This is a genomic window from Bdellovibrio sp. HCB185ZH (assembly GCF_047302455.1).
Taxonomy (GTDB): Bacteria; Bdellovibrionota; Bdellovibrionia; order Bdellovibrionales; family Bdellovibrionaceae; genus Bdellovibrio.
Window position 1 is genome coordinate 3,641,185 of sequence record NZ_CP178624.1, and the last position, 24,072, is coordinate 3,665,256.

26 protein-coding genes are annotated in these 24,072 nt (G+C 46.2%); 16 read left to right on the forward strand and 10 right to left on the reverse strand.

What is annotated here, in order from left to right; all coding sequences use genetic code 11:
* Positions 1-21 precede the first annotated feature (21 nt).
* The 9 genes from ACLSU7_RS17665 (at position 22) to ACLSU7_RS17705 (ending at position 8,552) form a co-directional block, all read left to right on the forward strand.
* The gene (locus ACLSU7_RS17665; RefSeq protein WP_413293214.1) at positions 22-852 is read left to right on the forward strand and encodes a S1 family peptidase; all 831 of its coding nucleotides are present in this window, start codon (positions 22-24) and stop codon (positions 850-852) included.
* A gap of 21 nt (positions 853-873) precedes the next feature.
* The gene (locus tag ACLSU7_RS17670; RefSeq protein ID WP_413293215.1) at positions 874-1,695 is read left to right on the forward strand and encodes a S1 family peptidase; all 822 of its coding nucleotides are present in this window, start codon (positions 874-876) and stop codon (positions 1,693-1,695) included.
* 31 nt (positions 1,696-1,726) lie between these two features.
* Positions 1,727-2,608: a S1 family peptidase gene (locus ACLSU7_RS17675; protein ID WP_413293216.1), complete on the forward strand. Its 882-nt coding sequence runs from the start codon at positions 1,727-1,729 to the stop codon at positions 2,606-2,608.
* A 196-nt stretch (positions 2,609-2,804) separates the two neighbouring features.
* The gene (locus ACLSU7_RS17680; protein WP_413293217.1) at positions 2,805-3,251 is read left to right on the forward strand and encodes a helix-turn-helix domain-containing protein; all 447 of its coding nucleotides are present in this window, start codon (positions 2,805-2,807) and stop codon (positions 3,249-3,251) included.
* Positions 3,252-3,405: 154 nt separating this feature from the next.
* Positions 3,406-4,545 (forward strand): S41 family peptidase, encoded by a 1,140-nt coding sequence (locus tag ACLSU7_RS17685; protein WP_413293218.1) that lies wholly within the window; start codon positions 3,406-3,408, stop codon positions 4,543-4,545.
* 205 nt (positions 4,546-4,750) lie between these two features.
* A complete protein-coding gene (locus ACLSU7_RS17690; protein WP_413293219.1) occupies positions 4,751-5,371 on the forward strand; it encodes a hypothetical protein in 621 nt (206 codons plus the stop codon).
* 39 nt (positions 5,372-5,410) lie between these two features.
* Positions 5,411-6,622, forward strand: coding sequence for an RDD family protein (locus tag ACLSU7_RS17695; RefSeq protein WP_413293220.1), 1,212 nt, complete (start codon positions 5,411-5,413; stop codon positions 6,620-6,622).
* The gene (locus ACLSU7_RS17700; protein ID WP_413293221.1) at positions 6,619-7,566 is read left to right on the forward strand and encodes a rhomboid family intramembrane serine protease; all 948 of its coding nucleotides are present in this window, start codon (positions 6,619-6,621) and stop codon (positions 7,564-7,566) included. Before ACLSU7_RS17695 ends, ACLSU7_RS17700 begins: the two co-directional genes overlap by 4 nt.
* A gap of 104 nt (positions 7,567-7,670) precedes the next feature.
* The gene (locus ACLSU7_RS17705; protein WP_413293222.1) at positions 7,671-8,552 is read left to right on the forward strand and encodes an endonuclease I family protein; all 882 of its coding nucleotides are present in this window, start codon (positions 7,671-7,673) and stop codon (positions 8,550-8,552) included.
* 80 nt (positions 8,553-8,632) lie between these two features.
* On the opposite strand, the gene ACLSU7_RS17710 is transcribed toward ACLSU7_RS17705, so the two are convergent.
* Positions 8,633-9,154 (reverse strand): transposase, encoded by a 522-nt coding sequence (locus ACLSU7_RS17710; protein WP_413293223.1) that lies wholly within the window; start codon positions 9,152-9,154, stop codon positions 8,633-8,635.
* Positions 9,155-9,604: 450 nt separating this feature from the next.
* On the opposite strand from ACLSU7_RS17710, the gene ACLSU7_RS17715 reads away from it, so the two are divergent.
* Positions 9,605-9,967: a hypothetical protein gene (locus ACLSU7_RS17715; protein ID WP_413293224.1), complete on the forward strand. Its 363-nt coding sequence runs from the start codon at positions 9,605-9,607 to the stop codon at positions 9,965-9,967.
* Positions 9,968-10,051: 84 nt separating this feature from the next.
* Here the strand turns inward: ACLSU7_RS17715 and ACLSU7_RS17720 are convergent, their stop codons facing one another.
* The 5 genes from ACLSU7_RS17720 to ACLSU7_RS17740 all read right to left on the reverse strand — a co-directional run bounded on the left by ACLSU7_RS17720 (position 10,052) and on the right by ACLSU7_RS17740 (position 15,353).
* Positions 10,052-10,504, reverse strand: a complete 453-nt coding sequence (locus tag ACLSU7_RS17720; RefSeq protein ID WP_413293225.1) for a hypothetical protein — start codon at positions 10,502-10,504, stop codon at positions 10,052-10,054.
* 18 nt (positions 10,505-10,522) lie between these two features.
* Positions 10,523-10,954, reverse strand: coding sequence for a hypothetical protein (locus ACLSU7_RS17725; RefSeq protein WP_413293226.1), 432 nt, complete (start codon positions 10,952-10,954; stop codon positions 10,523-10,525).
* A gap of 257 nt (positions 10,955-11,211) precedes the next feature.
* Positions 11,212-14,163, reverse strand: a complete 2,952-nt coding sequence (gene pruA / locus ACLSU7_RS17730) for an L-glutamate gamma-semialdehyde dehydrogenase (protein WP_413293227.1) — start codon at positions 14,161-14,163, stop codon at positions 11,212-11,214.
* Between the two features lie 114 nt (positions 14,164-14,277).
* Positions 14,278-14,865 carry a fumarylacetoacetate hydrolase family protein gene (locus ACLSU7_RS17735; RefSeq protein WP_413293228.1) on the reverse strand — a complete coding sequence of 196 codons (588 nt, stop codon included), beginning with the start codon at positions 14,863-14,865 and terminating at the stop codon, positions 14,278-14,280.
* Positions 14,862-15,353, reverse strand: coding sequence for a phosphoglycerate mutase family protein (locus ACLSU7_RS17740; protein ID WP_413293229.1), 492 nt, complete (start codon positions 15,351-15,353; stop codon positions 14,862-14,864). The genes ACLSU7_RS17735 and ACLSU7_RS17740 overlap by 4 nt, the downstream gene beginning before the upstream one ends.
* Before the next feature lie 86 nt (positions 15,354-15,439).
* Here ACLSU7_RS17740 and ACLSU7_RS17745 point away from each other — a divergent pair, with 86 nt between their 5' ends.
* Together ACLSU7_RS17745 and ACLSU7_RS17750 are read left to right on the forward strand one after the other, a co-directional pair.
* The gene (locus ACLSU7_RS17745) at positions 15,440-16,339 is read left to right on the forward strand and encodes an Hsp33 family molecular chaperone HslO (RefSeq protein ID WP_413293230.1); all 900 of its coding nucleotides are present in this window, start codon (positions 15,440-15,442) and stop codon (positions 16,337-16,339) included.
* Between the two features lie 79 nt (positions 16,340-16,418).
* The gene (locus tag ACLSU7_RS17750; protein WP_413293231.1) at positions 16,419-17,693 is read left to right on the forward strand and encodes a sensor histidine kinase; all 1,275 of its coding nucleotides are present in this window, start codon (positions 16,419-16,421) and stop codon (positions 17,691-17,693) included.
* Here ACLSU7_RS17750 and ACLSU7_RS17755 read toward each other — a convergent pair.
* The 3 genes from ACLSU7_RS17755 to ACLSU7_RS17765 form a co-directional block, all read right to left on the reverse strand.
* Entirely contained in the window at positions 17,690-18,610 is a 921-nt protein-coding gene (locus tag ACLSU7_RS17755; protein WP_413293232.1) for a hypothetical protein, read from the reverse strand. The genes ACLSU7_RS17750 and ACLSU7_RS17755 overlap by 4 nt on opposite strands.
* On the reverse strand, positions 18,610-19,074 hold the full coding sequence (locus ACLSU7_RS17760) for a hypothetical protein (protein ID WP_413293233.1): 465 nt from the start codon (positions 19,072-19,074) through the stop codon (positions 18,610-18,612). The genes ACLSU7_RS17755 and ACLSU7_RS17760 overlap by 1 nt, the downstream gene beginning before the upstream one ends.
* A gap of 109 nt (positions 19,075-19,183) precedes the next feature.
* Positions 19,184-20,182 carry an isocitrate/isopropylmalate dehydrogenase family protein gene (locus ACLSU7_RS17765; RefSeq protein WP_413295435.1) on the reverse strand — a complete coding sequence of 333 codons (999 nt, stop codon included), beginning with the start codon at positions 20,180-20,182 and terminating at the stop codon, positions 19,184-19,186.
* Between the two features lie 307 nt (positions 20,183-20,489).
* Between ACLSU7_RS17765 and ACLSU7_RS17770 the strand changes: the two genes are divergently transcribed.
* From ACLSU7_RS17770 to ACLSU7_RS17785, 4 genes are all read left to right on the forward strand, one after another.
* Positions 20,490-21,098, forward strand: a complete 609-nt coding sequence (locus tag ACLSU7_RS17770; protein WP_413293234.1) for a matrixin family metalloprotease — start codon at positions 20,490-20,492, stop codon at positions 21,096-21,098.
* A gap of 111 nt (positions 21,099-21,209) precedes the next feature.
* Complete coding sequence (locus ACLSU7_RS17775; protein ID WP_413293235.1) at positions 21,210-21,452, forward strand: hypothetical protein; 243 nt, start codon at positions 21,210-21,212, stop codon at positions 21,450-21,452.
* 113 nt (positions 21,453-21,565) lie between these two features.
* Positions 21,566-21,874 carry a helix-turn-helix transcriptional regulator gene (locus ACLSU7_RS17780; protein WP_413293236.1) on the forward strand — a complete coding sequence of 103 codons (309 nt, stop codon included), beginning with the start codon at positions 21,566-21,568 and terminating at the stop codon, positions 21,872-21,874.
* Between the two features lie 57 nt (positions 21,875-21,931).
* Positions 21,932-22,765 carry an amino acid ABC transporter substrate-binding protein gene (locus tag ACLSU7_RS17785; RefSeq protein ID WP_413293237.1) on the forward strand — a complete coding sequence of 278 codons (834 nt, stop codon included), beginning with the start codon at positions 21,932-21,934 and terminating at the stop codon, positions 22,763-22,765.
* Here ACLSU7_RS17785 and ACLSU7_RS17790 read toward each other — a convergent pair.
* Positions 22,762-24,045 carry a hypothetical protein gene (locus ACLSU7_RS17790; protein WP_413293238.1) on the reverse strand — a complete coding sequence of 428 codons (1,284 nt, stop codon included), beginning with the start codon at positions 24,043-24,045 and terminating at the stop codon, positions 22,762-22,764. The two genes, ACLSU7_RS17785 and ACLSU7_RS17790, sit on opposite strands and share 4 nt — an antisense overlap.
* Positions 24,046-24,072: the final 27 nt, after the last annotated feature.

The window sequence follows — 24,072 nt, forward strand, 5'->3', positions numbered from 1 at the left end:
TTTTACTTGGAGTTTTTGCGGATGAAGATGTGGATGCTGCTTCCTTTAGTTGCTTTGGTGGCCTGTTCTAATAAGAATTCGGGGCCCTCTCCAGCAATGCAAGGGGAGAAAATCATCAATGGTCAGACGGCAGAGTATGACAGTGATCTTTCACGATCTACTGTGGCCTTGGTGATGGTGGATGCCGATCGTACAAAATCTTATTGCACGGGAACTTTGGTTTCAAAAGACCTGGTGGTGACGGCGGCTCACTGTGTGGATCCTCATTTGTCGGGCTATCAGGTTCAAGTTTCATTTGGCTCCGAAACTTACTCTTCGAAAAATGAAGGGGAGCTTCGTGAAATTGAGCGCGTTTATACCTATGACATGGTTCATCCGCCGCAAGGGATGACCGATGCGATGCGCACGATTAATGAGTTAAAAGATGTCGCTTTGATTAAACTTTTAACTTCGGCACCCAAGTGGGCAGTTCCGGTTCCTATTTTGGGATCAGAATCTTCGTTGGCACCGGATCAGGAATTGTTGATCGCGGGTTTTGGTCGTACTCAAGAAGGCTACTCGGCCATGTCCAAGTACTTGCAGTGGACGAATGTGAATATTGTGAAAGTTGAAGACCGTCGTATTGAGGTGGATCAAACCAAGGGCACGGGAGCTTGCTGGGGTGATTCCGGTGGGCCCGCTTATATAAGAACGGATAAAGGCTTGGTTGTCGTGGGCGCGACCAGTGGTGCGGCTTACGGTGCACAGGATTGCCATCATAATGTTGTGTATGCTTCTCTTCCAGGCTTTAGAGATTTTCTTGAGAAAGTCGCTGAAGCTTTGGGTGGCGAGGCTTTGGTATTTACGGAATAAGATTTTTAAGAAGGAACATTTATGAAAAAACTCGTTTTGATTCCGCTGCTGGCGCTGGCAGCTTGTACTAAAAATAATCCAGCCGTCACCCATGTGGGTGACGCGAAAAAAGCCGCTATCATCAACGGCTCCGATGTTTCAGATAATGAAGCTTATGCTGCTTCAGCGGTAGGGATCGTTGCGCAAACGCGTGAAGGAAATATCGCAGCTTATTGTACGGGCACATTGATTTCGCATGACATGGTTGTCACTGCGGCTCATTGCGCAGAATTGTTCGAGCGTATTCCTACTAAAATTCTTTTTGGCACGACGATCCCTTCTGACTGGAATGATTCCCGTTTGGTAGAAATTGAAGAAGCCATCAGTCACCGTGATTTCGGCCAAAATCCACGTACAGGTCGTACCATCAATGACGTCGCTGTTGTGAAATTACTCGGCGGTGCGCCTGAAGGGTACTCTCCCGTTCCTATCTGGGATGACGGAAATGCTTTAAAGCCGGGCCACGCAATGACCTTAGTGGGCTGGGGACGCATGTCTGAAACCAAAACTATTAAGACGACGGTTTTGCAGAAAACGGAAGTTGAATTCGTACAAATCCGTGACCTTGATATCGTGGTGAATCAAACCCGTGGAACGGGTGCCTGTAACGGAGATTCCGGCGGTCCTGCGTATATCGAAACGTCAATGGGTCTGATTTTAGCGGGTGCCACCCGTGGCCCTGAAACGGGTTATGTTGATTGCCACAACTACGGCAACTATACACTCCTTGTTAACTATAAAGACTTCTTGAATTATTCAGCAGAAACGATGCAAGGTGAGTATCCGCAATTCGTAAGCCCTTAGGCCTTCGAACTTTAACTTGGTGAGGAATGCTTTGAGATCATTATCGTTAATTATAGCGTTGATCCTGACAGCGGCTTGTTCCAGACAAGCTCCTCACGCCTATTTATCTGGTGATATTGAATCTCAAACTTCCATCATCGGCGGCGAAGCTGTGAAATCCACGGACTTCGCCCGTTCCGCAACAGTTGCCGTATATACCACGGGTCGCCGCGGTTTAGAGTTTCTTTGCACGGGAACCTTAATCTCACAAAACTTGGTGGTGACAGCCGCTCACTGCATGCAGTCCGTTTATACCATCGTGTATGTGAGCTTCGGAGAAGAACTTCCGAAATCCACTTTGTCGATGACCCGCGTGGAAGAGTTTATTTCTCACCCGGATTACGGCACCGTTCAAAAGCCAGGCGAGGATCAAAGCCTTTATTGGACGACCGAACACGATATCGCGCTTTTAAAATTGAATACTCCCGCGCCTGAAGGATTCAATCCCGTCGCGATTCACGCAGACACCGATAAAATTCCTCTGCAAAGCAAGCTGTTACTTGCAGGATTTGGGACAACTAATGATGAAAAGGGCACCGCGGCTCTTTCGATGAATCAAGTCGAAGTGTCTTTGGATTCGTTGGTCGATGATTATTTGGTCATTGATCAAACTGAGTACAAGGGTGCTTGTTTCGGCGACTCCGGTGGCCCCGCCTATTTGAAAACGGCGCAGGGGTGGGTGGTTGTCGGAGCGACTCATGCGGCACGCCCTGGCTTCTTTGATTGCCATCATAAGAGTGATTACACGAGCCTTTCAAAATATGGCGCCTTTATTCAAAGCATAGCTGTAGAACTAAGAGCAGAAGCTCCCGTTTTTGTGACGCCTGTTGAGACGTTTAAACGTCCAGTGCGTCCACCAATCGCCATCCAGTAACGACCATTTTTTGCCCAGAATTCACAAATTTTAATGCAACTGGTATTTTCGTACCCGTCAAAAGTCTAGTGATTTGGCGCCGTTAAAGTGTCTCAAAAAAAAATTGCAACTAGCCCTAAATTCTCACGATGAAACGCCGATAGGTACAAAGTGAGTCAAATATGATTGCAAATTGTTTCAAATAGGGAGGACAAGAATGTCACGCACAGTAATGATCGTGGTGAGCGATAACCAGGAAACCGTAGAAAACGCTAAGAAGTACTGGGAGCAGCACGATGTGACAGTTCAGGCTTATTCTTCAGCTCAATGGAGAGAAGGTCTTGATAATGCATTTTTCAGACAACAGCTTTCTGCTGGAGTACCAGCATTGATCTCTGGCAACAGCCCAGTGACAACTGATAACTCTGGTCATGGTAACAACTTGATCCAGTTCCCAACGCCAACTGCAACATCTACTAACGTTCAAAAAATGGAAGAGATGGAAGCACACGCAATTGAGAATGCGATCGCTCAATACAAAGGCAACCTGACTGAAGCTGCTAAAGCTTTGGGTATCGGTCGCGCGACTTTGTATCGCAAAGTTAAGCAATATCACATTGACCCTTCTGCGGCTCGCAAGAAGAAAACTGTGGTTGCCGCTTAATTTTCGAAAGTCTTCGGCAATGGAAATTGCTTAATGGACAATGGAAAAATGGATTCCGTAAGGAGTCCATTTTTTCGTCAAGGATGAAATGTTAAATAGAATCGCCGCCGTCATTTTAACTCTGGGGTGCGCTTACGCCGCCTTTCAACTTACGATGAATCAATCGTTTGTGAACCCATACCCCGTGGTGTGCGACTTGGTTCTGGATAAAATCTATCTCCCGAACAAGGAGATTTCCCAGTGGCATCGACAGTGTATGCAGCGCAGTCAGATGGTCACTCCTTACACCAAAAAAAATCTCATTCTTCGAGATATCAATAATACACTGAGCACCCTGCAGGTCTCTCACTTAGAAATCTATGATGCTCCGGAAGTCCGCGGTATCTGGAAAGGTGAAGTCAAAGAGACGGGATTAAGTGGAGAGTTCGTGGATAGCGAACTTGTCGTGTTTAAAGTTTTCCCCCAATCACCGGCCGAGCGATTGGGTTTTAAAAAAGGCGATGTGATCGTCACAATCAACGGTGAGCAACCCAGCTCCTGGGCAATGGAATCAGAAGCCGGCGACTATCAAGTTCACCGTGGGAACGATGAATTCACGTTAAAGCTTCATCCGGGTGTGGTGAAGCGCGATGAAAGCATGCAGATCACTAAGATCTCTGACAAAATGGCGCATTTGGAAATTCCATCATTCCGCGCAGAATTTTTCAAAGATGAAAAAATCAAACCGATTGCAGAGGAACTTAAAAAATATCGCTCTGTGGTTGTCGACTTAAGAAATAACGCCGGCGGAAATTTCGTCGCAGGCTTAAGATTTTTATCGATGTTTATCTGTGAACCCACTCTGGTGGGGAGACTGGAAAAGCCAAAGTCAAACTTAGGCAAAGCCGAAATGCCGGATATTTTGAATGATGAAAAACAGCTTGAGATTTTAGAGAAAAACCGTGAAGTAAACTTAAGAACTTTCCGTTCGACGAACTGTTTTTCGGGAAGTTTGAAAGTGCTTGTGGACGGCAGAACATCTTCCGTGGCGGAGATGGTGGCTCAAGCGCTTAAAGAATACAAAGGTGCACCACTAAGAGGAGCGCCATCACGGGGTCAGCTTTTGGTGGGTGTGTGGTATCCGATGGATGAGCTAGCACCGGGAGTGCAAATCTCTATTCCAGAAGCACTTTATATCAGTGGAAAAGGTCATCGTATCGAAGGACACGGTGTTCAATTAGATAAAGTACTCTACTACAACCTGCCGCAAATGCAGGCTGGCATTGATTCCTGGGTAAAATCTTACCAGGACTAGAGTCTGAAGAGTGTGGCTGGACCTGATTTTTGTGGCTCGTTATGAGACGATCATTGTGAGACGTCAAACAAGTTTTGTGCGTCTGTTTAATCGATTTTCGGTGATACTGAGTCTAAGAGAATTAAAGTACCGCACAAGCGGCACGCCCTTCGCAGGGTAGCCTTTGAATGATCTGGTTTAGTTACTTTGCGATGGAGAACAGAACATGGGGAATGCAAAAGTGATAGAGTTTCCTAAAGACAAATCTTTCCGTAAAAGATTCCAGGACAAGGTCCAGGAGCAAAAAGCTGTCCTTGTTCTTTCTATCGCCTCTGTGGCTTTAATGACTGTCTTCGTAAACCAATGGTTGGTCGATAATTCCGAATCCGCATTGGGTGCTCGTGGGAATCGCGGTATCGCGAGCTTCGAACCGGGTGTGTTTGCCCGTGACGTAAAGTGGGAACACGAAATCGCTAAAAAACTTTCCTCTGAGAAAACATCTTTCGTTGCCGCCTTGGCTGAAAAGCCTACTTTGCGCGATGATTTGATTTTTGGTTATCTTGAAGGCAAATACGGTATGAAGATCTCTCAAGGTAAAATTGAGAGCTTGGAGTTTATCGATGCTCAGGCCGGGGAGAAGGCTCTTTCTATCAGCAATAAAGCCAGCTTCCTGACGAAATATGCGGATGCTTTTGGCTTGGATTATTCCGAAGTAAGTCCCGTGCAAACAGCGGATGCATCGGAGCAAGTCTTCAACCTCATTGACGACTCCAAGACTATCGTAGGCAAAGCCCACTTTGGAATCGACTCCGAAGGCCGCGTTCACTCTCTGAGATTCACTCAATAATTCCTTTAGTCCTTTCTGTCCCAAGCCGATACGTTCTGTATGCTATTTCCAGATCTATCGGCTCCAGAAATCAATAATTCTAAACAGTTCAAGCAAGAGCCTGCGATCGCATTTGTTATGGACCGTTTCCTTGCACTTGTTTTGGATTTTTTGATCTTTTCACCAATCATCAGTCTTTTGGTGTCGGGCCTGGTTCGTCAGGCGAAAACTTTCTTTCTGCTGAACTCTCGTTCGGAAGAGGGGATCGTTGCGGCTTTGATGATCATTGCGGTTTCTGCTGTAGCCGTCGTATTTTTGCAAGCCGCCTTTCTTTATTTACTTCAAGCCACTCCCGGTCAGTTCTTTTTGCAATTGCGAGTGGTGTCTTACCCAGAAAAGCAAGCGCGTCTGACATTTTCTCAGTGCCTGGTGCGCTCGGTGATGTGGTGTGTTTCTTTTGCGCTGCTGGCGATTCCATTTTTGGGAATTGTCGCCCATCCATTGCGTCGGGCCTTTCATGAAAAGGCTTCTGATACCATGGTCATCACTTTAAAGAACAAACATGATCGTGGGCCCGCGCCACATGAACAGCGTTTGATCACATCATGGATGCAACTCAGTTTTGCGATGTTTGCACTGGTGGGATTTTTAGGATTGATGAAGAGCTATCATGCTTTGACAGCAGGGGACTACCAGGTAGCTGCTGACAATAGCGATGCTGCTTGTAAAGAAATTAAGGATAAAGACTTAATGGGCCCGCAGCGTTTGGATGCTGCCCTGTCGTTATTTTTACTTAAAGAGATTTCCGCCGATTGTCTGCACAAAGAAGCTGAGCTTTCTTTGTGGGGAGATCCGGTGAATTCCCAGACGATGGCGTACTTTGCCAAGTTCCTTTTAAGTGAAGGTGCTGATCGTGTGGATTACCTTAAAAAGGTCTGTGAAGAAAGAACTTCAACGGGCTGTGTGCTGGCGCAATATCTGGATCATCCTGAAGATGTGCAGTTGACCGATGCCTCTGATAAGCTTTGGGTCACCCAAGTTTTAGAAGCCGACCAGCGCTACAATCAACGTGATTTTGAAGGCAGTCTGGAGTTGATCGAGGACCTGCAATCAGTTTCAGCTTTGAAACAGGCCATGGATAAAAAGTATGTGCGCTCGATCTGGGCCTTGCAAAAATCCCTCGGACAGAAAAAAGGCGGCCGTGTTCCGGCGAGTGCCAGTGGCGGGAAACTGTGGATCGAGGATTTTAAGGAAAAGTACGGTGTTCAATGATCGTCCCTTGTCCTGAAGATCTTAGACAGTTTCAGCGCTTTCCTTTGACGATCACTCTCGGGGCGCTAAATATTTTTATCTTTATTTTGATCTTTAGTGGCGCGGGTAATGACCTTTCAAACAATCGTCTTTTTGATTTAGAAGGCATGACCCTGACGGGGCGTCTGTATTACCAGCATCTTCAAGAGCTTTCTCCGGAGAAGTTATCCGAAACTCCGAAGTGGGTGCAACAAGTGAGCACTTCCAACAGCGAACAGTTGGCGATTCTGGGTGCCTATGCTCTTCGGGATTCCGAGTTCCTGCAGGATGGGGAGTTGCGCGCCTATAAGGGCGATCAAGTTCAAATCGCAACCTGGAAAGAAGACTTTAAAAAATTCCGCACTGATTACAAAAAGCAGCTGCTGTTTCGTTTTGGTTTAAGCTCCATGGAAAAAGGTCCCCTTTCTTGGGTGACCTATCAGTTCTCGCACTCTAATTGGATGCATTTGTTTTCGAATCTATTGTTCCTGGTGGTGATGGGGGCTGCGGTTGAGGCCTTGGCAGGCAGTGCTGCGCTTTTGGTGGTCTATCTGATTGGCGGCTTTGCGGGTGGCTTGGGCTTTCTGATTTCTCAAGGGCCAGGCGTCGTGCCTATGGTGGGGGCGAGTGCCTCTGTGAGTGCGCTCCTCGCGTTTTACTGTGTGGCTCAGGCTAAGGCTCGGGTTCGTTATGTGTACTTTATCACGCCTTTGCCAGAGCATTATGGTGCGATTTTTTTACCAACCCTTTTGATTATCCCTCTCTTTTTAATTACTGATCTGGCTAATCTTTGGTCAGCTCCGGAAGGTTTAGGAACGGGAGTGGCTTACGCGGCCCATTTGGGTGGCAGTCTTTTCGGTATCTTAGGTGGCCTTGCCTACCGACAAGGAGCTCTTTCCAAGGGCTCCTCCCTCACACAACCCTGACCGGGAATTTCTTATAGCCCCATTGACATATGTGCACTGATCCAGCAAAAGTGGTCAGCGACAGAGGCTGAAAAATCACCCCCTTTACCGAATGGTGGACCCGAATGAAGCTAACCCAGCTCATTAAGTCAGTGATTGTGTTTTCCACATTGTTTTTCGTTGGTGCGGCTTACGCGGCTCAAACGTCCCAAGCGATTCCATACTATGGAGTTGAGTTCTATCAAGACCTAGCTTCTGGTAAAACGGATGCAGATCTCATCTACAGAATTAAATCAGTTCTTCGCAGTTATCACATCCCTCAGGATGGCGACTACGATATGATCGTATCTGATTGCCAAGCCGCTAAGGGCTGCTACGCACACACTAAAATTGGATACAACGGTGCGCGCGTTTGGTTGATGGGCAAATTCTATTTGGCTTATGACCAAAACTCTCACACGTATTCAGTTAAAGACTTTTACTGCGATAACTATAAAACACGCGCAGACTTCCGCAGCAGAGGGGCTCCGGCTCCGGGTTCTATTCCTGATAACACAGTGGTGAACGTAGAGCACACTTGGCCACAAAGCTTGTTCAGCCGTCGCTTTGATAAAGACACTCAAAAATCAGATCTTCACCACTTGTTCCCGACGGACTCTCAATTGAACTCGATCCGTGGTAACCAATGGTTTGGTGAAGTTAAATCCGACACGCAAACTTTGAAATGTAAAGCTTCCCGTTTCGGTATCGGTGATGGTGACCGTGACGAGGTTTTTGAGCCACCTCAAAATCACAAAGGTCACGTGGCTCGCGCTTTGTTCTATTTCTCTCTGCGCTATGACCTACAAATTCCACCGGATGAAGAAGCTATTCTTCGCAAATGGAACCGCGAAAACCCGCCGGACGACGAAGAGCTAGATCGCAACAACAAAATCTTTGAAGCTCAATACAACAGAAATCCTTTCGTAGACTATCCAACACTCGTAGACAGCATCCACGACTTCTAGATCATGGTGCTATTTAGGAAAATGAGCTCACCCCAAAAAGGTGGGCTTTTTTTATGTCTAAGGCGTCTTGGTTTTCACTTTTATGGGGGCCATTCTTGGTGGGTTAGGATCCCGATTCTTGGGATGACTTGCAGATCTTTTAAAAATTCCAACGATACATAATTCTTCAGGGTGTGTTTGGCTTTTTCGAGCACGGCGGTGAAGGGGCGGAAGTCCCAGAACTTTTGCGCGTTCTTTTGGGTGCGATTTGCGCCGGTTAATTTGAGAGCAATGGCTCCCGTCAGGGATCTGATGAATGGGGAGTAGCTGTCCTTGCTGTTCAAGCGGATGGTCAGGTGAAGATGAGAGCCTCCGTTCGCGAAGGATTCAATTTTGATTTTATATTTTCGGGCGAACTGTCGGCACAGTGATTCGACCTGCTTCCAATTTTTAGACTTTCGAAAACTGAGTGATCCCTTCGCTTGGCTTGATCGCAAAACCAGATGAAGTGGTTTTTTCGTGCTTAACGGACGACGGCAACGATGACGCGCTTTTTTAAACAGCGTGCCGCCGTGGGCTTGAGTCATCTGCAATCTGGGGTCATCGAAATGCGATCTTTGCATGAACGATGGTATATTAAAGTACTTAAAGCAAGGCAACTAAGTTGTTGGAAATACTATTGATTGGTTTGAATTTAGGAGGCTGCGAGTAAAGCTTTACTTCAAGAGTTTAAAGGGCGATTTGGAGAGGGGTCTTCGGCGAAAAAATGCGGGAAAATGTGCGGTCTTAAAAAATCTTAAAAAAAGTGGCATAACACGCTTGCAATGTGTACCACAACAATGTCTAATTATTTCTACGGGAGGGGTGATACCAAGGAAGGTACTCGGGTGCATGATGTGCTCACCTCTATTTTTATACAAGATTATAAAGGCCGGAACTTAGGTTCCGGCCTTTTTCTTTTCTCACGTCCTCTTTGAGGGAACGCTATTCGGCCAGCTTAATCTTTTGCAAGGTGACCACAGACCCCACTCTGGGTATTTCTGCTCAACGAAACTTTGTGGAGGATCAGTCCAATGAAACTTTTGGCAATCGGTTTGGTATTGTTTGGTATCGGTTCTGAAGCTATGGCGGCAGGCCTGAATTGCAAAAATGAAGCAGCGGGTCATGCGCTGAATCAGATGATCGGGGAGATCGTTAAGGCTGATAAAAACGTGTCCTTGTATAAATTCAAGGCAGACCGTCCCGTCACGGACGATGCTATCGAGTTGGCAAATGGGGACGTTAAGGAGACCTACACAGTAACGGTGTTCCTCTATAAGGGAACAACAGATGAGGATATCGAGCTTCCGCTAACCCGCACGGTCCGTGTTGACATTTTGAATACGAGAGCAGGGGATTGCCAGCTTCACAAAACCTATCGCTCTAACGGCGAATAGGGCTTTTAAAATCAATAGGATCTAAAACGAAAAAACCCGCTTTTTACAGCGGGTTTTTTCGTTGAGGGAAAAGGTACGTCGTACCTATGGATGCCAGTTGCCGTAAGAATCAAGTACTGGGGTGTGCTCATTTGGTTTTTGGCCATCATTCAACCAAAGCAAGGCTTCAGAAATCAATTCGTAGTCTTTAAGAAGCGTTGGTGTGTGAATCGCAAAGCCAAAAAAGGATTTTGAGAAATCAATGGAATCATCACTGTTAGCTTCAGTTCTGAAGCAATTCAATTTTTGGGCAAGTTTATAACTGAAATCGCCTACCGTAATTTCCGGTGATTCTTTAAGGATCGTCTCTACCAGTTTCATTTGTCTGGGAGTGAACTTCGTGCAGTATTGCCATTCAGAACCGGCTCTTTTTTTATTGATGATTTTAGCCAAGCGGTTCATTTCCGTTACCAAGTCAGTTTTAAACTCTTGGGGAGTGACGGATGCGTGGGCTTGAAAGCCGATCAAAAGGGTCGTGATTAGGATAAGCTTTTTCATAATATTCATCCTTCTTTCTTACGGATTGAGGCTGTCGAGCAGTTTGTTTTCAAGTTGTGATCGGTGGCGATATACACCCAAATCCGCAAGGGTGGCATTTACTAATTCAACATCTTTCCAAAGGGACTTGGTCAATACGCCCCAGCCTTTGCGCTTTAATTGCGGCAGCAACGTGGGATAGCAGTTGATGGCTTCATAAGCCTTCGCTGAAAATTCCTGAACTGTTATTTCGGTGTTCTCTCGAACGATCTTCGAGATCGCCTCGATCTGGTGAGGACGCATGCCCGTACAATAAATCGTTTTATTTTCCATGATGCGATCTTGGTTGATGAAAACCAGGCGGCGGTTCACGGCAGCCACGAATTTATCCACGAACTCCTCTGTCGACACAGAAGCGTGTGCTTGAGTGCCGATCATCATCGCAAAAGCTAAAAGTAAAAGGTGCTTCATTAAGAGTTCCTCTTTCGAATCTAATGCACCTTTTTATGGCATCAGGGAATTTTCGTAAAGAGGCGGGGAGTGAGCCTGAACCTTTTGCCCGGGTGTACTCAAAATTGACACTCACGAATGATTAGAAGCCATTCAGGGGCGAATCGACCGGTCTCTAAAATAAAAAGGCCGATCGGTGAGATCGGCCTTCTGGCACTTATGCGATGCGAAACCGCAGCGATTCTGCGCTGCATACGTAAACAGGACCTGGCACCCTTTTATTCGCCTTCGGCTGGGGCGAAGCCGCGACGGAGGGTGTTCTCGGTCACTGCTGCGGGTTCCATGTATTGCTTAATATAGTCAGGTCCGCCGGTTTTTGAGCCGATACCAGACATTTTGAAGCCGCCGAATGGATGGCGATCGACCATGGCACCAGTGATGCCGCGGTTGATATACAAGTTGCCCACTTCGAACTCGTCTTTTACGCGAGCGATGTTGGCAGGGGATCTGGAGAACATACCGCCTGTTAGAGCGTATTCTGTGCTGTTCGCGATTTCGATCGCCTGATCCAAGTTTTTCGCTTTGATCACGGCCACAACCGGTCCAAAGATTTCCTGTTGAGCCAATTTTGCGTCACCTGGAACGTCACCGAAGATTGTTGGTGGAACGTAGAAACCGTTGTTGGGTGCGATACCTTTGAACAACAGCTTATTCGTTTTTTCGCCTTCAGCGATGGTGTTCATGATGCGCTCATAAGCTTCTTGGTCCACAACCGGGCCCATGTAAGCTTTTGGATTTTCTGCAGACTTCACTTCAATAGAGCGAGCTGCTTCAACCAGGCGTTCAGTAAAGCGATCGTAAACTTCTTCAAGCACGATCACGCGGCTGGCTGCGGAACATTTTTGTCCCGAGAAACCAAATGCAGAGTAAAGAACCCCGTCCACTGCTTCATCCAGGTCCGCATCGTTATCGATAATGACAGCGTTTTTACCACCCATTTCGATAATGCATCTCTTAACATGCTGTTGGCCGGATTGAACCATGGAAGCGCGGTTTAGGATGTGTAGACCTACGGCTTTTGAACCAGTAAATGCAATTGTCGTCGTGAATTTATGATTCACGATGTATTCGCCAACTTCTTCGCCCAAACCTGGAAGGAAGTTCACGACGCCTGCTGGGAAGCCCGCTTCAACGATCATTTTCATCAAGCCCCAAGCAACTACGGAAGATTGCTCGGCTGGTTTCATTACCACGGTATTTCCTGTGACAGCTGCCGCTGTCACCATTCCAGCCATGATAGCTAGCGGGAAATTCCAAGGAGCGATCACTGCTGTTACACCACGAGATTTGTAGATGTAATGAGAAAGCTCGCCTGGTAAACCGCCGACGCGAAGCGGTTTTTGGAGGTTGCGCATATCACGAGCGTAGTAACGACAGAAGTCGATTGCTTCGCCCACGTCACCATCTGCTTCCGCCCATGGTTTACCTACTTCCAAAACTTGTTCCGCGATCAATTTGAAACGATCACGTTGCATCAGATCTGCAAGCTTATCAACCAAAGCCGCGCGTTGTTCCGCTGGAACATTTTTCCAAGTTTTGTAAGCAGTTTGTGCTGCTTGCATCGCTTGTTCAGCTTGCTCGATCGTGGCCATATGGATTTTACCAACAACTTGTGAACTTTCAGAAGGGTTCACGCGATCAAAGATCTTGGCAGATGTTTGTTCCTTGTTATTGATCATCACGGGTACAGTCACTGGAAGTGAGGCGCGTAAAGTCGCGATGGATTTTTCCATTTTTTCGCGATCTGCTTTCACTGCGAAATCCAAAAGGGGTTCGTTATAGAACTTCCCTGGTTTCTTCGGGATGATTGCCGAAGTCGGAGTCAAACCACTTGCTGGATCTTTCAAAAGTTCTGCAGTCGTTTTGTTGTCAGCGAATTTTCCGCGAAGCCATGATTCATTCGAAGAGTTCTCAAGCAAACGACGGACGAGGTATGCCATGCCTGGAATTAGTTCTCCCACGGGAGCGTATTCACGCATGCGGTAGCCCATCTCGACGATGGTTTTTTTGATGGGTTCTGCCATTCCGTAAAGCATTTGGAATTCCAAAGCGTCCTTTGGAATATTCAATTGTTCTGCGTAAAGCATACAAGCTGCAATCGTTCTTACGTTATGAGACGCGAAAGCCGGGCGGATGTATTTGATGTTTTCCAGGAAGTATTTTGCGCACACTTCGTAGTTCGCATCGGATTCTGCTTTATTTGTGTAAACCGGAACCGGCCAGCCACGCTGTTCAGCTTCGATTGTTTCGTAGTCCCAGTAAGCGCCCTTCACCAGGCGAACCCAGAATGGAGTGCCACGTTTTTTCGCGAAGTCCGTCAGCATTTTGACGTCTTCGAAAGAATCACGAAGGTAAGCCTGGATCACGATACCGAAGAATTTATAGTTTTTAAATTCTTCCTCGTTGATAAGTTCAGTGTAGGCTTCCAATGTCAGGTGCTTAACGGAGTATTGCTCCATATCCAGATTGATGAAGACACCTTTTTGCATCCCCAAACGGAAAATAGGGCGCATCCGATCTTTAAGGATTTTTTTAGATTCATCCCAGGCAGAGTCTTTGATTTGCGAGTAAAGCGCTGTCATTTTCACAGAAACGTTTACTTTTGGAATCGCGCCCTCGTGATCGCGATCGATCTGAGGAACTTCATCCCATTTTTCTGCGTCTTTTGCGAGCCACTCGATAAGCTCGATGCATTTGTTGGAATATTCTTGGGCTTCTTTTTCAGACAGGATGGCTTCACCCAAAATGTCGACGGTGAAAGTCATTTTATTTTTGCGCGCTTTTTTCAAAACAGGCAAAGCTTCATCCGGATTTTCACCCGTGATGAACATTTGCGCCATACCGACAACGTTTTTCTTAATTGCACCGGCCATCAAGCCCGGAGCCAAAGAGCCAAGACCAAGACCGACGTTGAATACCGGAGGAAGTTTTCCGCCGTCTTCCGCAAAGTATTCTTTCAAGTGGCGAGCGACTTCGTCACCGGAGTTGATGGAAGGAAGCACGTCCACGAAACGGAACATGTTGGTTTTGAATTTTTCATTTTTCATACTCCATTCCATGATGGAGCCGTACCAGAAATCTTTGGAGAAGATGGAAGCCTTGGATTGGCTTTCCATACGTTTCATAATCTCTTCGCCGCGTGCGACGATCTTCGATTGGATATCGTTCATAACTAAGCCTTTGTCTGCGAGCGAAAAGGGCCCGCAATTCTTCAAATATGATTGCGTGGAATATTCGCTCTACAGGCTTAGATTTTCAAGGAAATTAGATGGAGCGCGCGCGCGCTATTTGACGGTCCATTTGTGAGTGATTTTCCCCACAATTTCCGCCACCAAAACGTCGCCAGGTTTCACCGGTCCAACTCCCGCGGGAGTTCCCGTTAAAAGGAGGTCGCCCGCCATCACCGGGAAATGCTGACGCACATAGTCTATCTGTTCTTCATAGGAGAAGATCATAAGGGACGTATTGCCATTTTGGCGAAGCTCGCCGTTGACCATCAGTTTGATATTGATTTTACGAAGCTCGTCCAAGTCCGCCACAGGGAAGAAATTTGAAATCGGGCAGGCTTCAGTGAAACTTTTTGCCAAGGTCCACGGTTGGCCTTTGGCTTTTAGCTTCGACTGCAAAGTGCGCTCAGTTAAATCCAAAGCCACGCAGGCTGCGGAAATCTGCAAGTTTTCATCAAATTGCAAAGCGATTTCGACTTCGTGATGAACATCGGTGGCCCATTTTGGCAGGTGAATTTCAGAATGCGCCAACGTCGCACAGCTACCAGCTTTTAAAAATACCAAGGGTTCTGTAGGAACTTCGTTTCCCAATTCTTTCGCGTGTTCGACATAGTTACGACCGATGGCCCAGATATTTTGAATCATGTGGAAACCTTTTTTAGTTCAAGAAATTTAAACATGCCGTCTTTAGCGACTTCAAAACCTACGCACTGACAAGGTGTCCAGTGGTTAAAGCGGTCGTCTGACAAATCCGTCTCGCTGGGAATGACCGACATCGCCTCAATCACCCAATCATAGTGGGAGCACATGAAGATTACGTCATTTGTCGCTTCACTGGCCTTTTCTAAAAGATTGGAAATGCGACGACGGAAAATCTGTAAGGACTCATCACCTTGCTGTTCTAATAGGGCTTCCTGATTTACGAGCGGCAGTTTGAGTTGTTCTGACAATGGGCGAAAGGTGCTGTGAGTGCGTTTTCGCGGAGAAACCCAAAGCTGTGTGGGTTTTGGCATTTCGTTTTTCAAAACCAAATCCAGAAGAGTCGATGCCTGTCCATGTCCTTCGGGAGTCAGATCGGGATCTCCGGAGAAATCCATGGCTTTTTGGGCGTGGCGAAAGATATAAATCTTCATAATACGACTCTGCTATTGAAGCTTGAATTTATAGTGACGCTTTGTTAGTTTCGGCTGTTATTTTCTATCTATTTTGGGAGTTTGTCATGGGTAAAGAACGTGTTCACCGCTTTGTCTCCAAAGATCTGACAGTGCGTATCGCTGCAGTCAATGCAACGGAAGTTGTTCGACACATGCAGGATCTGCAAAATACTTATCCTTTGGCGACTGTAGCAGTTGGCCGCGGTATGGTGGGAGCCCTGTTGATGGCTTCTCACTTGAAAGATGGACAACAAGTGGGTCTTTTGTTCCGTGGAAACGGTCCGCTTAGCAGCGTCTATGCTGAAGCAAGCTATGAAGGTCATGTGCGCGGTTACACACCGAATCCACAATACCAACCTGAAAATTACGACAATGGCTTGAGCTTGAAAAAGGCCATCGGTATCGGACTTTTGACAGTGGCTCGCCATCAACCCTTCCAAAAACAACCATTCCAAGGAACCGTGGAGTTAGTCAGCAGTGAAATCGGCGACGATATCGCTCACTATCTGCACCAATCTCACCAAATTCGTTCCTTGGTTTCTTTAGGCGTGTACCTGGATCAAAACGGTAAAGTACAATCCGCCGGCGGGGTCATGATCGAAGTGATGCCTGGAGTGGAAGAAGAAATGGTTGAAAAAATCATCGCGAACTATGAATCGAAAAAACCAAACATCTCTAAAATGTTGAATGAAGGTGCGACTTGCGTCGACCTTGTGGCTCCTTTCATGGAAGGCATTCCTTACGAGGAAGTTGAACATGACTATACGGTTGAATATTCCTGCCCATGCACAAAAGCTCGCGTGATCCGCGCGTTGGAAGCCATGGGTGAGGCGGAACTTCAGGACATGTTGGATAAAAAAGAACCTGTCCACGTGACTTGCCAAGTTTGTGGGAAGCCTTACGATGTTTCCCTGGATGAAGTGCAGGAATTAAAAAATCTTTTACATCGCGAATCGATGAACTAAAAAAAGGGGAGCTCCAAAAAGCTCCCTTTTTTTATGCCGTTTTATTCTGAGACACCCATTTTGAAGCGTCATTCGCTGAATGGCACCTGTCTATACTTTGTGCGCCCAAGTGCGCGGTGGTGAGCGGTGGGGTGGAGCAGTCCTTGCTTTATTTATGGGTATGATAAAACCTACCCTAAACCTTATTAAACGTAGCTCCTGGCCTTGGATGTCGGCTTTTATGGCGGCTCTGTTGGCAATCTCTGTTTTAAGCTTCGTGGTTGAGGTTCGTCGCGCTCAAGGGGCCGTCGCCCAGTATTTTGCGATCTGGGAAGAGGACATTGCGAAATCACTGTTGGTGAAACAAGATTCCACGTTGCTTGATAAAATTCTAGGTCAGCTGAAAGAAGTGCATAGTTCAGTGGCGCAGGTTTCTGTGAAGCCCCGTGATGGAATGTGTGCTTTTGAAAACGATATTCCGATTACTTTGTTCTCGTTGCCAGCGGGTCAGGTGCAGGTTTGTTATTCCAGTGCGGACCTGGCATTGAAAACTGTTTCTTCGCCCATTTTCTTAATCGGTATTTTCTTAGGTTTGGTCTTCGTATCTTTCGGTTCCAGACGTGAATTATTAAATCGTCTGCAGGAACAAAAGCTGCAATCGGAACTCGATCGCAACAAAGAGATTTCTGAAATCTCTCGTCAAGTGGCGCACGATATCCGCGGTCCTTTGATGGCGTTGACAACTCTTACTTCACTCTCCCATGAAATGAGTCATGAAAAGAAAGAACTTCTAGGTCTGGCCGTCGGGCGAATTCGTGGCATTGCCGAAGACCTTTTGCAGCGTGGGCGTGCTCAAAAGAATGAGGAAACTTCCACTCAGGCGAGTTCTGGAAAAGCCGTTAAAGGTGGCGTGGATGTGATCCAAGTCGCAGACCGTCTTTTAAAGGAATACAGATTTTCCTATCCAAATATTGAGTTTACTTGGCATCAGCATGTGAAAGCTGAAAAGCTTATCGTGCCTTTAGATGAGATGAAACTATTGCGAGTGCTTGGAAATATCCTAAATAACTCAGTCGAGGCGGCTCCAGAATCTGAAGCCAGCGTCAGTATTTCGTTATTGGACCGTGATCAAAATTGGCTTTTACAAATCATGGACAATGGCTGTGGTATTCCCGAAGAAATTCTTCCCCAATTGATGGAAGAGGGAAAAAGCTTTGGTAAAGAAAACGGCAATGGTTTGGGTCTTTTTGATGCTCGCAAAGCTTTGCAGGCCGTCGGTGGCGATTTGCAGTTGCGCTCTCGTGTTGGAGTGGGCACTCAAGTGATTATGATCATCCCGAAAATCACCGCCCACACCACAGAAAAAATCTCTTAGTTTTCGATTTTGATTCCTAAAACATTTTCGATAGTCTTATCGTAAATATCTTTTTTCTTCGGTGCCCCGGCACCAGCCGGATCTTTTTTGCGAGCCTGTGCAAGATCTGCGGTGAAAGCTCTAAAAAGATCTGCTTCTTTATCCGTATAAGAAACATTGAAATGATATTCGCGATCTTTACAATATGCTGTCATTGCCACGGGCGCTTCCAATTTTTTGGCGGATGTCAGCTGAATTTCTGAGACGTTTAAAGTAGTGATTTTGGTTTCAAGCACAGAGTCGGGAATGGCCTCAACATTTTCGATCGCGCACGGGAAAGTAATGACCAGCGGAGCTTTTTCACGAATTCCCAAAGTGCCTGAAAGCAACATGGCTTCAGGTGATGTCTGAGGAATTTCCATTTTCGTAATTAACAACCCCCATGGATTTTCCAAAGTTCTTTCCGTATCTTCGATGGCTAGATCCACGGCCACAAAAAGCTGATTCACTTTTCCTTGCTGTTCACTGATTTGTAAAGACAGCAGGGCATGATACTGATTGCCGCCTTTGTTTGTTAAAGACAGCAAAAGGCTTCGTTGATTTAAAGATTTGCTTTGAATTTTATCGCGCAGACGTTGAACTTCCTGAATGCGTTTTTCTCGCAGGCTTTGCGACATTAGAAAAGTCAAAGATGTTTGTGACTGCCAAAAGTTATTTGAGTCATAGGTGAAGTACCGATCCAAGTACTGGCGCATAAATGTGACTTTTTCCATTTCGCTCAGCTGGAAGTTTTGCGGACGGTCTTTATCCGCCCCTGACATGTCCGTCGTAATAGCTATCACCCTTGGATTTGATCTTAGTTGCCAGTAAAGGACGCTAACAATAGAGGCCCATAAAAAACTTGCTGCAAATAAGATCTGCCAATGGTGCTTTTTCATTAGTCGTTCTTTTCAAGTGGAAGGATTTCAATCATCTGGTCGCGATGGTATTTTTTGTTGGGACCTTCATCAACCCACTGGTCAATTTTATACAATTTGATTTTCGCTTTACCGCTTTGGAAATATTTTTTATCCGCAGCCCCTTTAGTTTCTTTTAGCAAAGTAGCCGTGCCACTTTGAAAGAAATCCAGCTGCGCTTTCATCTTCTCGTTTTCTAAACGAACCATATCCATGTCAGTTTTATCATTGAAATAAATGTTCGCCGCAATCGCTGCGACTACACCGACGATACCGCCCCAATACATGGCGTGCAGCTCTGCTCTTTCGTCTTCAGGAGCCGTTGCAGCTCCGATCACAGCACCGACGCCCACGCCGGCAAGAGTAGTTGCCAGGCGACTTTTTTGATTGGTTGCACAGGCAGAAAGAAGGGAGCAAACGCACAGAAGTAAAATCGATTTTTTCATGCCTTAATGCTAAGGATGTTTAGTCCAAGAGTTAAGCAAAAAGAAAAGGTGCCAGGTCCTATTTCTTGTCATGCCACGACAAGAAATAGGACCTGGCACCTTAATGGAATTAGAGTTTTTGAATGATGGCATCGGTAAAGGACTGAGTTGTTCCTTTACCGCCTAAGTCTCCTGTGCGGGCATTGATATCAGACAAAGCTGTGATCAAGGCTTTCATGATGGAGTCGGCTTTGCCATGCTCGCCGATGTGTTGAAGCATCATCACCGCAGATTGTAGCAATGCCGTTGGGTTGGCTTTGTTTTGACCTGCGATATCTGGAGCGGAGCCATGCACAGCTTCAAAGATCGCTGCTTTTTCACCGATGTTTGCACCAGGAACAACGCCCAAGCCACCGACAAGACCTGCGCACAGGTCAGACAAAATATCTCCGTACAAGTTTTCAGTCACGATCACATCAAATTGCTGTGGGCGAGTGACCAGTTGCATGCAGGCGTTATCTACGATCACGTCTTTGGTTGCGATGTTTGGATACTGCCAACCGACCTCTTGAGCGACTTTCAGGAAAAGTCCGTCAGACATTTTCATGATGTTGGCTTTATGAACGATGGCCACTTGTTTGCGACCGGTTTTCTGAGCCAGGTCATAAGCATAGCGTGCGATTCTTTCTGAACCACGACGAGTGATGCGTTTGATGGACTCAGCCGTGTTTTCATCAACCATGCGCTCGATTCCAGCGTACAGGTCTTCGGTGTTTTCACGCACGATCGTCAAATTGACGTCAGAGCATACACATTGAACTCCCGGAAGGGAGCGAACAGGGCGCACGTTTGCGTAAAGATCAAATTTCTGTCTCATCGTCACGTTGATGGATTTGTGACCGCCGCCCACTGGAGTTGTCGTCGGACCTTTGATCGCCAGGCGCGTTTTGTTAATAGAGTCCACTGTGTTCTGGGGAAGTAGGTCGCCCAACTTAGCCAGGGCGATTTCGCCAGCTTGATGCTCTTCATATTCAAAGGGAGCATGCACGTGTTTCAATACACGGATAACTTGGGTCATAATTTCGGGGCCAATACCGTCGCCAGGGATCACAGTCAGTTTCATCATAATTCGCCTTTCAGAATGCTCATTTTTACCAAGATTGGGCTCAAACCTCAATATATTGGTTTTAAAACTCCCCATTTGCGGCGTGGGGGTGGCAAAAACTTTGACATCTTAAATATCAGTAAATTCAGGTATTTAGGCATGATTTGGTAGGGCGGCTGTGTGGTGAACGGTGGTGTGACCGTCTCAGGGGCCGAATGCCGAAAATCGTAATTATTTAAAAGGTATGGAATATCAGTGAGTTAGTGATGTCCCGCGGATGGAACAGGGTGGTCCTTTCTTTGTAATAGGAAAAGAGCAGGAGGACACGCTCATGTGGAAGTGGATTGGCGTTGCATCACTAGTAGTTATGGCTTTGACCCTGGAAGCCTGTGCGCCGAAATCTCAGGATAGCTGCGGTTTTGTGCAAAATGCCTATGGTGAGCGCGTGTCGTGGAAGGCCGATGTGCCGGTGACGATGTACCTTCACGAGTCTGTTCCAGAACAATACGTGGCAGCTATTGTCAGTGCGGCACAAACGTGGGAGCAAAGCTCCGGTCGCAGACTATTTAATATCGTTACATCCCCTCGAATCAGTGGTCCCAATAAGCCCGTTCAAGACGGTAAGAACGTGATCTATTTCATGGATACGTGGGAGAGCGAAAAGCTTTCTGAACAAGCTCGCACGACGGTGTTGTGGAACGGTGACCAAATCAAAGAGACAGATATTCGCGTCAATACGAAGTTCACCTTCTACTGGAATCAAGGCAAATCCAACTCTGCTGTGAATATCGAGGCCCTAATCCTTCATGAGATGGGTCATGTTTTGGGACTAAAACATAATGACCAAGGTGCTTCTGTGATGGCGACTTACCTGAAAAACGGCGACGACCGTACAGAACTTGCTTCCCAGGATACAGTTGATTTGAAGTGCGAGTACTAGTGACTCGGCTTGTAAAAGTTTTATGTAAGTTTATTTAAGTTGAGAAGTGAATTTTTAGAAATAGACTTTTATGTCGGCGCCTCCAAAGGCGCGCAGAATCAGGAGTTCAAGATGAGAGTAGTAAATAAAAATGAAACAGTAAAAGTTGAAGAAAACACAGTTGCTGAATCATTCATGGACTCTTTTGTATCTTCTGAACCCGTTGCTCACACGAGTTACCACGAACTTGCCGATAAACCTGTTCAAGAAGTGGATGCGATTGCTCAATTGCACGCTAATCTTGAAATGCTTTATGATATCCAAACAAGATTTAGTTTCGTTATGCGCGAAGTGCGTTATCTTTTGAAGGCCTAAACTCCGTTTAATTGAGCCTGACAAAATAGTTACAAGTTTTTCATTACCTTCAAACACATGTTAGATGACATATAAGAAATTTTCGCATTTGATGTTCTTCAGAGGAGAACTCCATGCAGGATATGATTAAGTCAACATGTGCACACGTATGTATCCCAACTGGCGGAATTCATCCTATCGTTCAACGCCAGTTCCAAAAATGGGGTCTTACGAAAACCGAAGGTGACATCGGTCTGTTGCTGCTAAAGGGTCTCAGCCTGCGAGCTATTGCTCAAACTCGCGGAACATCAGAGACCACCGTCAGACAACAAGCATTGATTCTATACAAGAAAGCATCCGTAGAGGGACGTCATCAGTTAGCGGCTTACTTTCTTGAAGATCTTCTGAATCCTTGCCAAGTGCCTAAGTTCGAGCTGTCATAAGGGACCATCCGGTCCCTTTTTTTTATCCCTTGGGGTCCGGCTGTTTTGAGGTAAGAGATGTCTTCGTTTAATTCAGTTGCATGGGCTATTTCATTTTTGCTGTTAATGTTCTCTTCTGCGGTTTCATTTGCACAGGGGACTTCTCAACTTATCCCATTGACGCTCATTACTCACGAAGCGCCACCGTATATGGCAGAAAGTTTAGACAGTGGTGGTGCTGTTTTCTTTGCTCTCGGCAAAGTCCTAAAACCCTTGGGTTATGAAGTGAAAGTTCAATTTGTATCCTCGTGGATTCGCGCAAAAATGAACGCTCAGAAAGATCCTAAAGTAGATGGCTATGCTCCCTATCGTGTCGAGGAAGATAAGGACATTTTCGACTTTACGGAATTCCTTTTTGAAAGTCCCTGGGTGATGATTGAACGCAAAAAAAATCCAATCAAATGGAAGGTGCCAGAGGATCTGGTGAAATACACGGCGGGAAATGTTCAAGGAGTGGAGTTACGTCCCGGTGTGAAAGAGCTTGCCGAGGCGGGGAGATTGAAAGTTGAAACCACGACCACGCAGAACAACAACATTTTGAAACTTGTCGCGAAGCGCGTGGATTTTATTTTCTCTGATATTTTGGTTTATCGCTATTTGATGGCGAGTGATCCGTTACTTCGACCTCATCGCAGAGAATTTCAGGTGAACGCTAAACCAATTGTGATTGAACGCTATGGTGTCGCTTTAAAGAAGAGCAAAGATTCGATGAAAATCATCGCGCATTTAAACAGTCACAAAACGGAATTTCAAAAATACATTTGGGACTACTTAAGCGAAATCGAGCGCAACAGCGATGCAAAGCCTAAGCAAGCAGTCATTGTCGGTTCGCTGGAGCCTGCTCTTAATTAAGCTTTGCGGTTAAAGCCCGTCGCTGAGCCTTTCGGGATGGTGTAAACCACGAAGTCGCCTTCGCGTTCGCGAGTCATGCCTTCGGCGATGATGGGTTTGTCGAAATTAAATTCTTCGCGGAAAGTTTGAAAGCTGCTGGAGCTTACAGCCTTGGTTTCGTCTTCGATTTTGTCTTTAAAGGCGCGCTGGCCGGCTACAATGGCTTTGTCCTTTTGAATATTCACGCGCACAGCATCTTTTTCATGCTCTGGAACAAAAGCTCTTAAGACATAAAAGTTTGAAGACTCTTGAAGAACACTGCCGCGGTTTTCAACCTTATAAAACGGATCGTTTTCTTTCTTTTCGTACTTACCAGCTTCTTTCACGAATTCCGCACGGGTAGCGGCCAATTCCTTGGCATACATTTCTTCTTGAATGCTTAGGGATTCGCGATTGGCAGCATTGTTTTTAACGTAGGTGCTTTGAAAGTGATCGTACTGATTTTTAAGTTCTTTTTCGTACGCCTTTTTATTTTGCATAACGCGTTGGCTGTACTGATTGTTCAGATTCTTTTCTTTGCTATCCCACTGTTGTTGATTTTTTTCATAGCGTTTTTCAGCGTCGGCATCAGCACGGGCTAATTTCTTTTCCTGAACTTGTTGTTGGGCAGCGATTTTACCTTCACCGCGCTCGCGAACTTCGGCGAATTCTTTTTCCTGTTTTACGCGCAGATTTTCCTGAACGTTTTTACCGCGTTCAACTTCGTTGCTAATGGCTTTTTCATTGGATGCACGTTGGTTCTCAAGACGTTTATCGGCAAACGCATTGATATCTTTCATGTCCTTGTTATAGCGCTCTTTCGCGTTCTGCACGTCGGTCGCGGATTTTTCGCGGATCGCGCCAATCTGGTTTTGTGCGTAGTCTTGCGTTTCTTTGATTTTACGACCCGAGTCCTCTTGCACAATCGCTAGCTGTTGCTGACGTTTATCGCGGGTCTCGTTCAATTTTTCATCATAGGATTTTTGCAGGTTTGCAGTGCGCGCATTGTAGTTTTCAGAAAGTTGACGGCGCTGCTCAACGGATTCATCGACCATTTCTCTTTGGCGCTGACGGATGTGGTTGATCGCAGCCTCGTTGCTTTCGCGCACATTTTCTTTTTTCTCAGCATAATGCCCACGCAGTTCTTCCAACTGATCATCGTTTTCTTTGCTGATCTGTTTTTTCTTACGATTGAACTCCGTCTGAAGTTCATTCAGCTCGGCCTGTTGAGATTTGCGAGTAGAGTTGTCGATAGATGACATATCTACCAGTGTATCAAAAAGAGGCAA

Coding starts and splice junctions, on each gene's coding strand:
- ACLSU7_RS17735 (WP_413293228.1), bottom strand. CDS start 14,865: ATGATTCAAAATATCTGGGCCATCGGTCGTAACTATGTCGAACACGCG.
- ACLSU7_RS17720 (WP_413293225.1), bottom strand. CDS start 10,504: ATGAAAAAGCTTATCCTAATCACGACCCTTTTGATCGGCTTTCAAGCC.
- ACLSU7_RS17745 (WP_413293230.1), top strand. CDS start 15,440: ATGGGTAAAGAACGTGTTCACCGCTTTGTCTCCAAAGATCTGACAGTG.
- ACLSU7_RS17725 (WP_413293226.1), bottom strand. CDS start 10,954: ATGAAGCACCTTTTACTTTTAGCTTTTGCGATGATGATCGGCACTCAA.
- ACLSU7_RS17770 (WP_413293234.1), top strand. CDS start 20,490: ATGTGGAAGTGGATTGGCGTTGCATCACTAGTAGTTATGGCTTTGACC.
- ACLSU7_RS17740 (WP_413293229.1), bottom strand. CDS start 15,353: ATGAAGATTTATATCTTTCGCCACGCCCAAAAAGCCATGGATTTCTCC.
- ACLSU7_RS17775 (WP_413293235.1), top strand. CDS start 21,210: ATGAGAGTAGTAAATAAAAATGAAACAGTAAAAGTTGAAGAAAACACA.
- ACLSU7_RS17780 (WP_413293236.1), top strand. CDS start 21,566: ATGCAGGATATGATTAAGTCAACATGTGCACACGTATGTATCCCAACT.
- ACLSU7_RS17700 (WP_413293221.1), top strand. CDS start 6,619: ATGATCGTCCCTTGTCCTGAAGATCTTAGACAGTTTCAGCGCTTTCCT.
- ACLSU7_RS17695 (WP_413293220.1), top strand. CDS start 5,411: ATGCTATTTCCAGATCTATCGGCTCCAGAAATCAATAATTCTAAACAG.
- ACLSU7_RS17665 (WP_413293214.1), top strand. CDS start 22: ATGAAGATGTGGATGCTGCTTCCTTTAGTTGCTTTGGTGGCCTGTTCT.
- ACLSU7_RS17760 (WP_413293233.1), bottom strand. CDS start 19,074: ATGAAAAAATCGATTTTACTTCTGTGCGTTTGCTCCCTTCTTTCTGCC.
- ACLSU7_RS17705 (WP_413293222.1), top strand. CDS start 7,671: ATGAAGCTAACCCAGCTCATTAAGTCAGTGATTGTGTTTTCCACATTG.
- ACLSU7_RS17750 (WP_413293231.1), top strand. CDS start 16,419: ATGGCACCTGTCTATACTTTGTGCGCCCAAGTGCGCGGTGGTGAGCGG.
- pruA (WP_413293227.1), bottom strand. CDS start 14,163: ATGAACGATATCCAATCGAAGATCGTCGCACGCGGCGAAGAGATTATG.
- ACLSU7_RS17790 (WP_413293238.1), bottom strand. CDS start 24,045: ATGTCATCTATCGACAACTCTACTCGCAAATCTCAACAGGCCGAGCTG.
- ACLSU7_RS17785 (WP_413293237.1), top strand. CDS start 21,932: ATGTCTTCGTTTAATTCAGTTGCATGGGCTATTTCATTTTTGCTGTTA.
- ACLSU7_RS17670 (WP_413293215.1), top strand. CDS start 874: ATGAAAAAACTCGTTTTGATTCCGCTGCTGGCGCTGGCAGCTTGTACT.
- ACLSU7_RS17755 (WP_413293232.1), bottom strand. CDS start 18,610: ATGAAAAAGCACCATTGGCAGATCTTATTTGCAGCAAGTTTTTTATGG.
- ACLSU7_RS17715 (WP_413293224.1), top strand. CDS start 9,605: ATGAAACTTTTGGCAATCGGTTTGGTATTGTTTGGTATCGGTTCTGAA.
- ACLSU7_RS17710 (WP_413293223.1), bottom strand. CDS start 9,154: ATGCAAAGATCGCATTTCGATGACCCCAGATTGCAGATGACTCAAGCC.
- ACLSU7_RS17690 (WP_413293219.1), top strand. CDS start 4,751: ATGGGGAATGCAAAAGTGATAGAGTTTCCTAAAGACAAATCTTTCCGT.
- ACLSU7_RS17685 (WP_413293218.1), top strand. CDS start 3,406: ATGAATCAATCGTTTGTGAACCCATACCCCGTGGTGTGCGACTTGGTT.
- ACLSU7_RS17680 (WP_413293217.1), top strand. CDS start 2,805: ATGTCACGCACAGTAATGATCGTGGTGAGCGATAACCAGGAAACCGTA.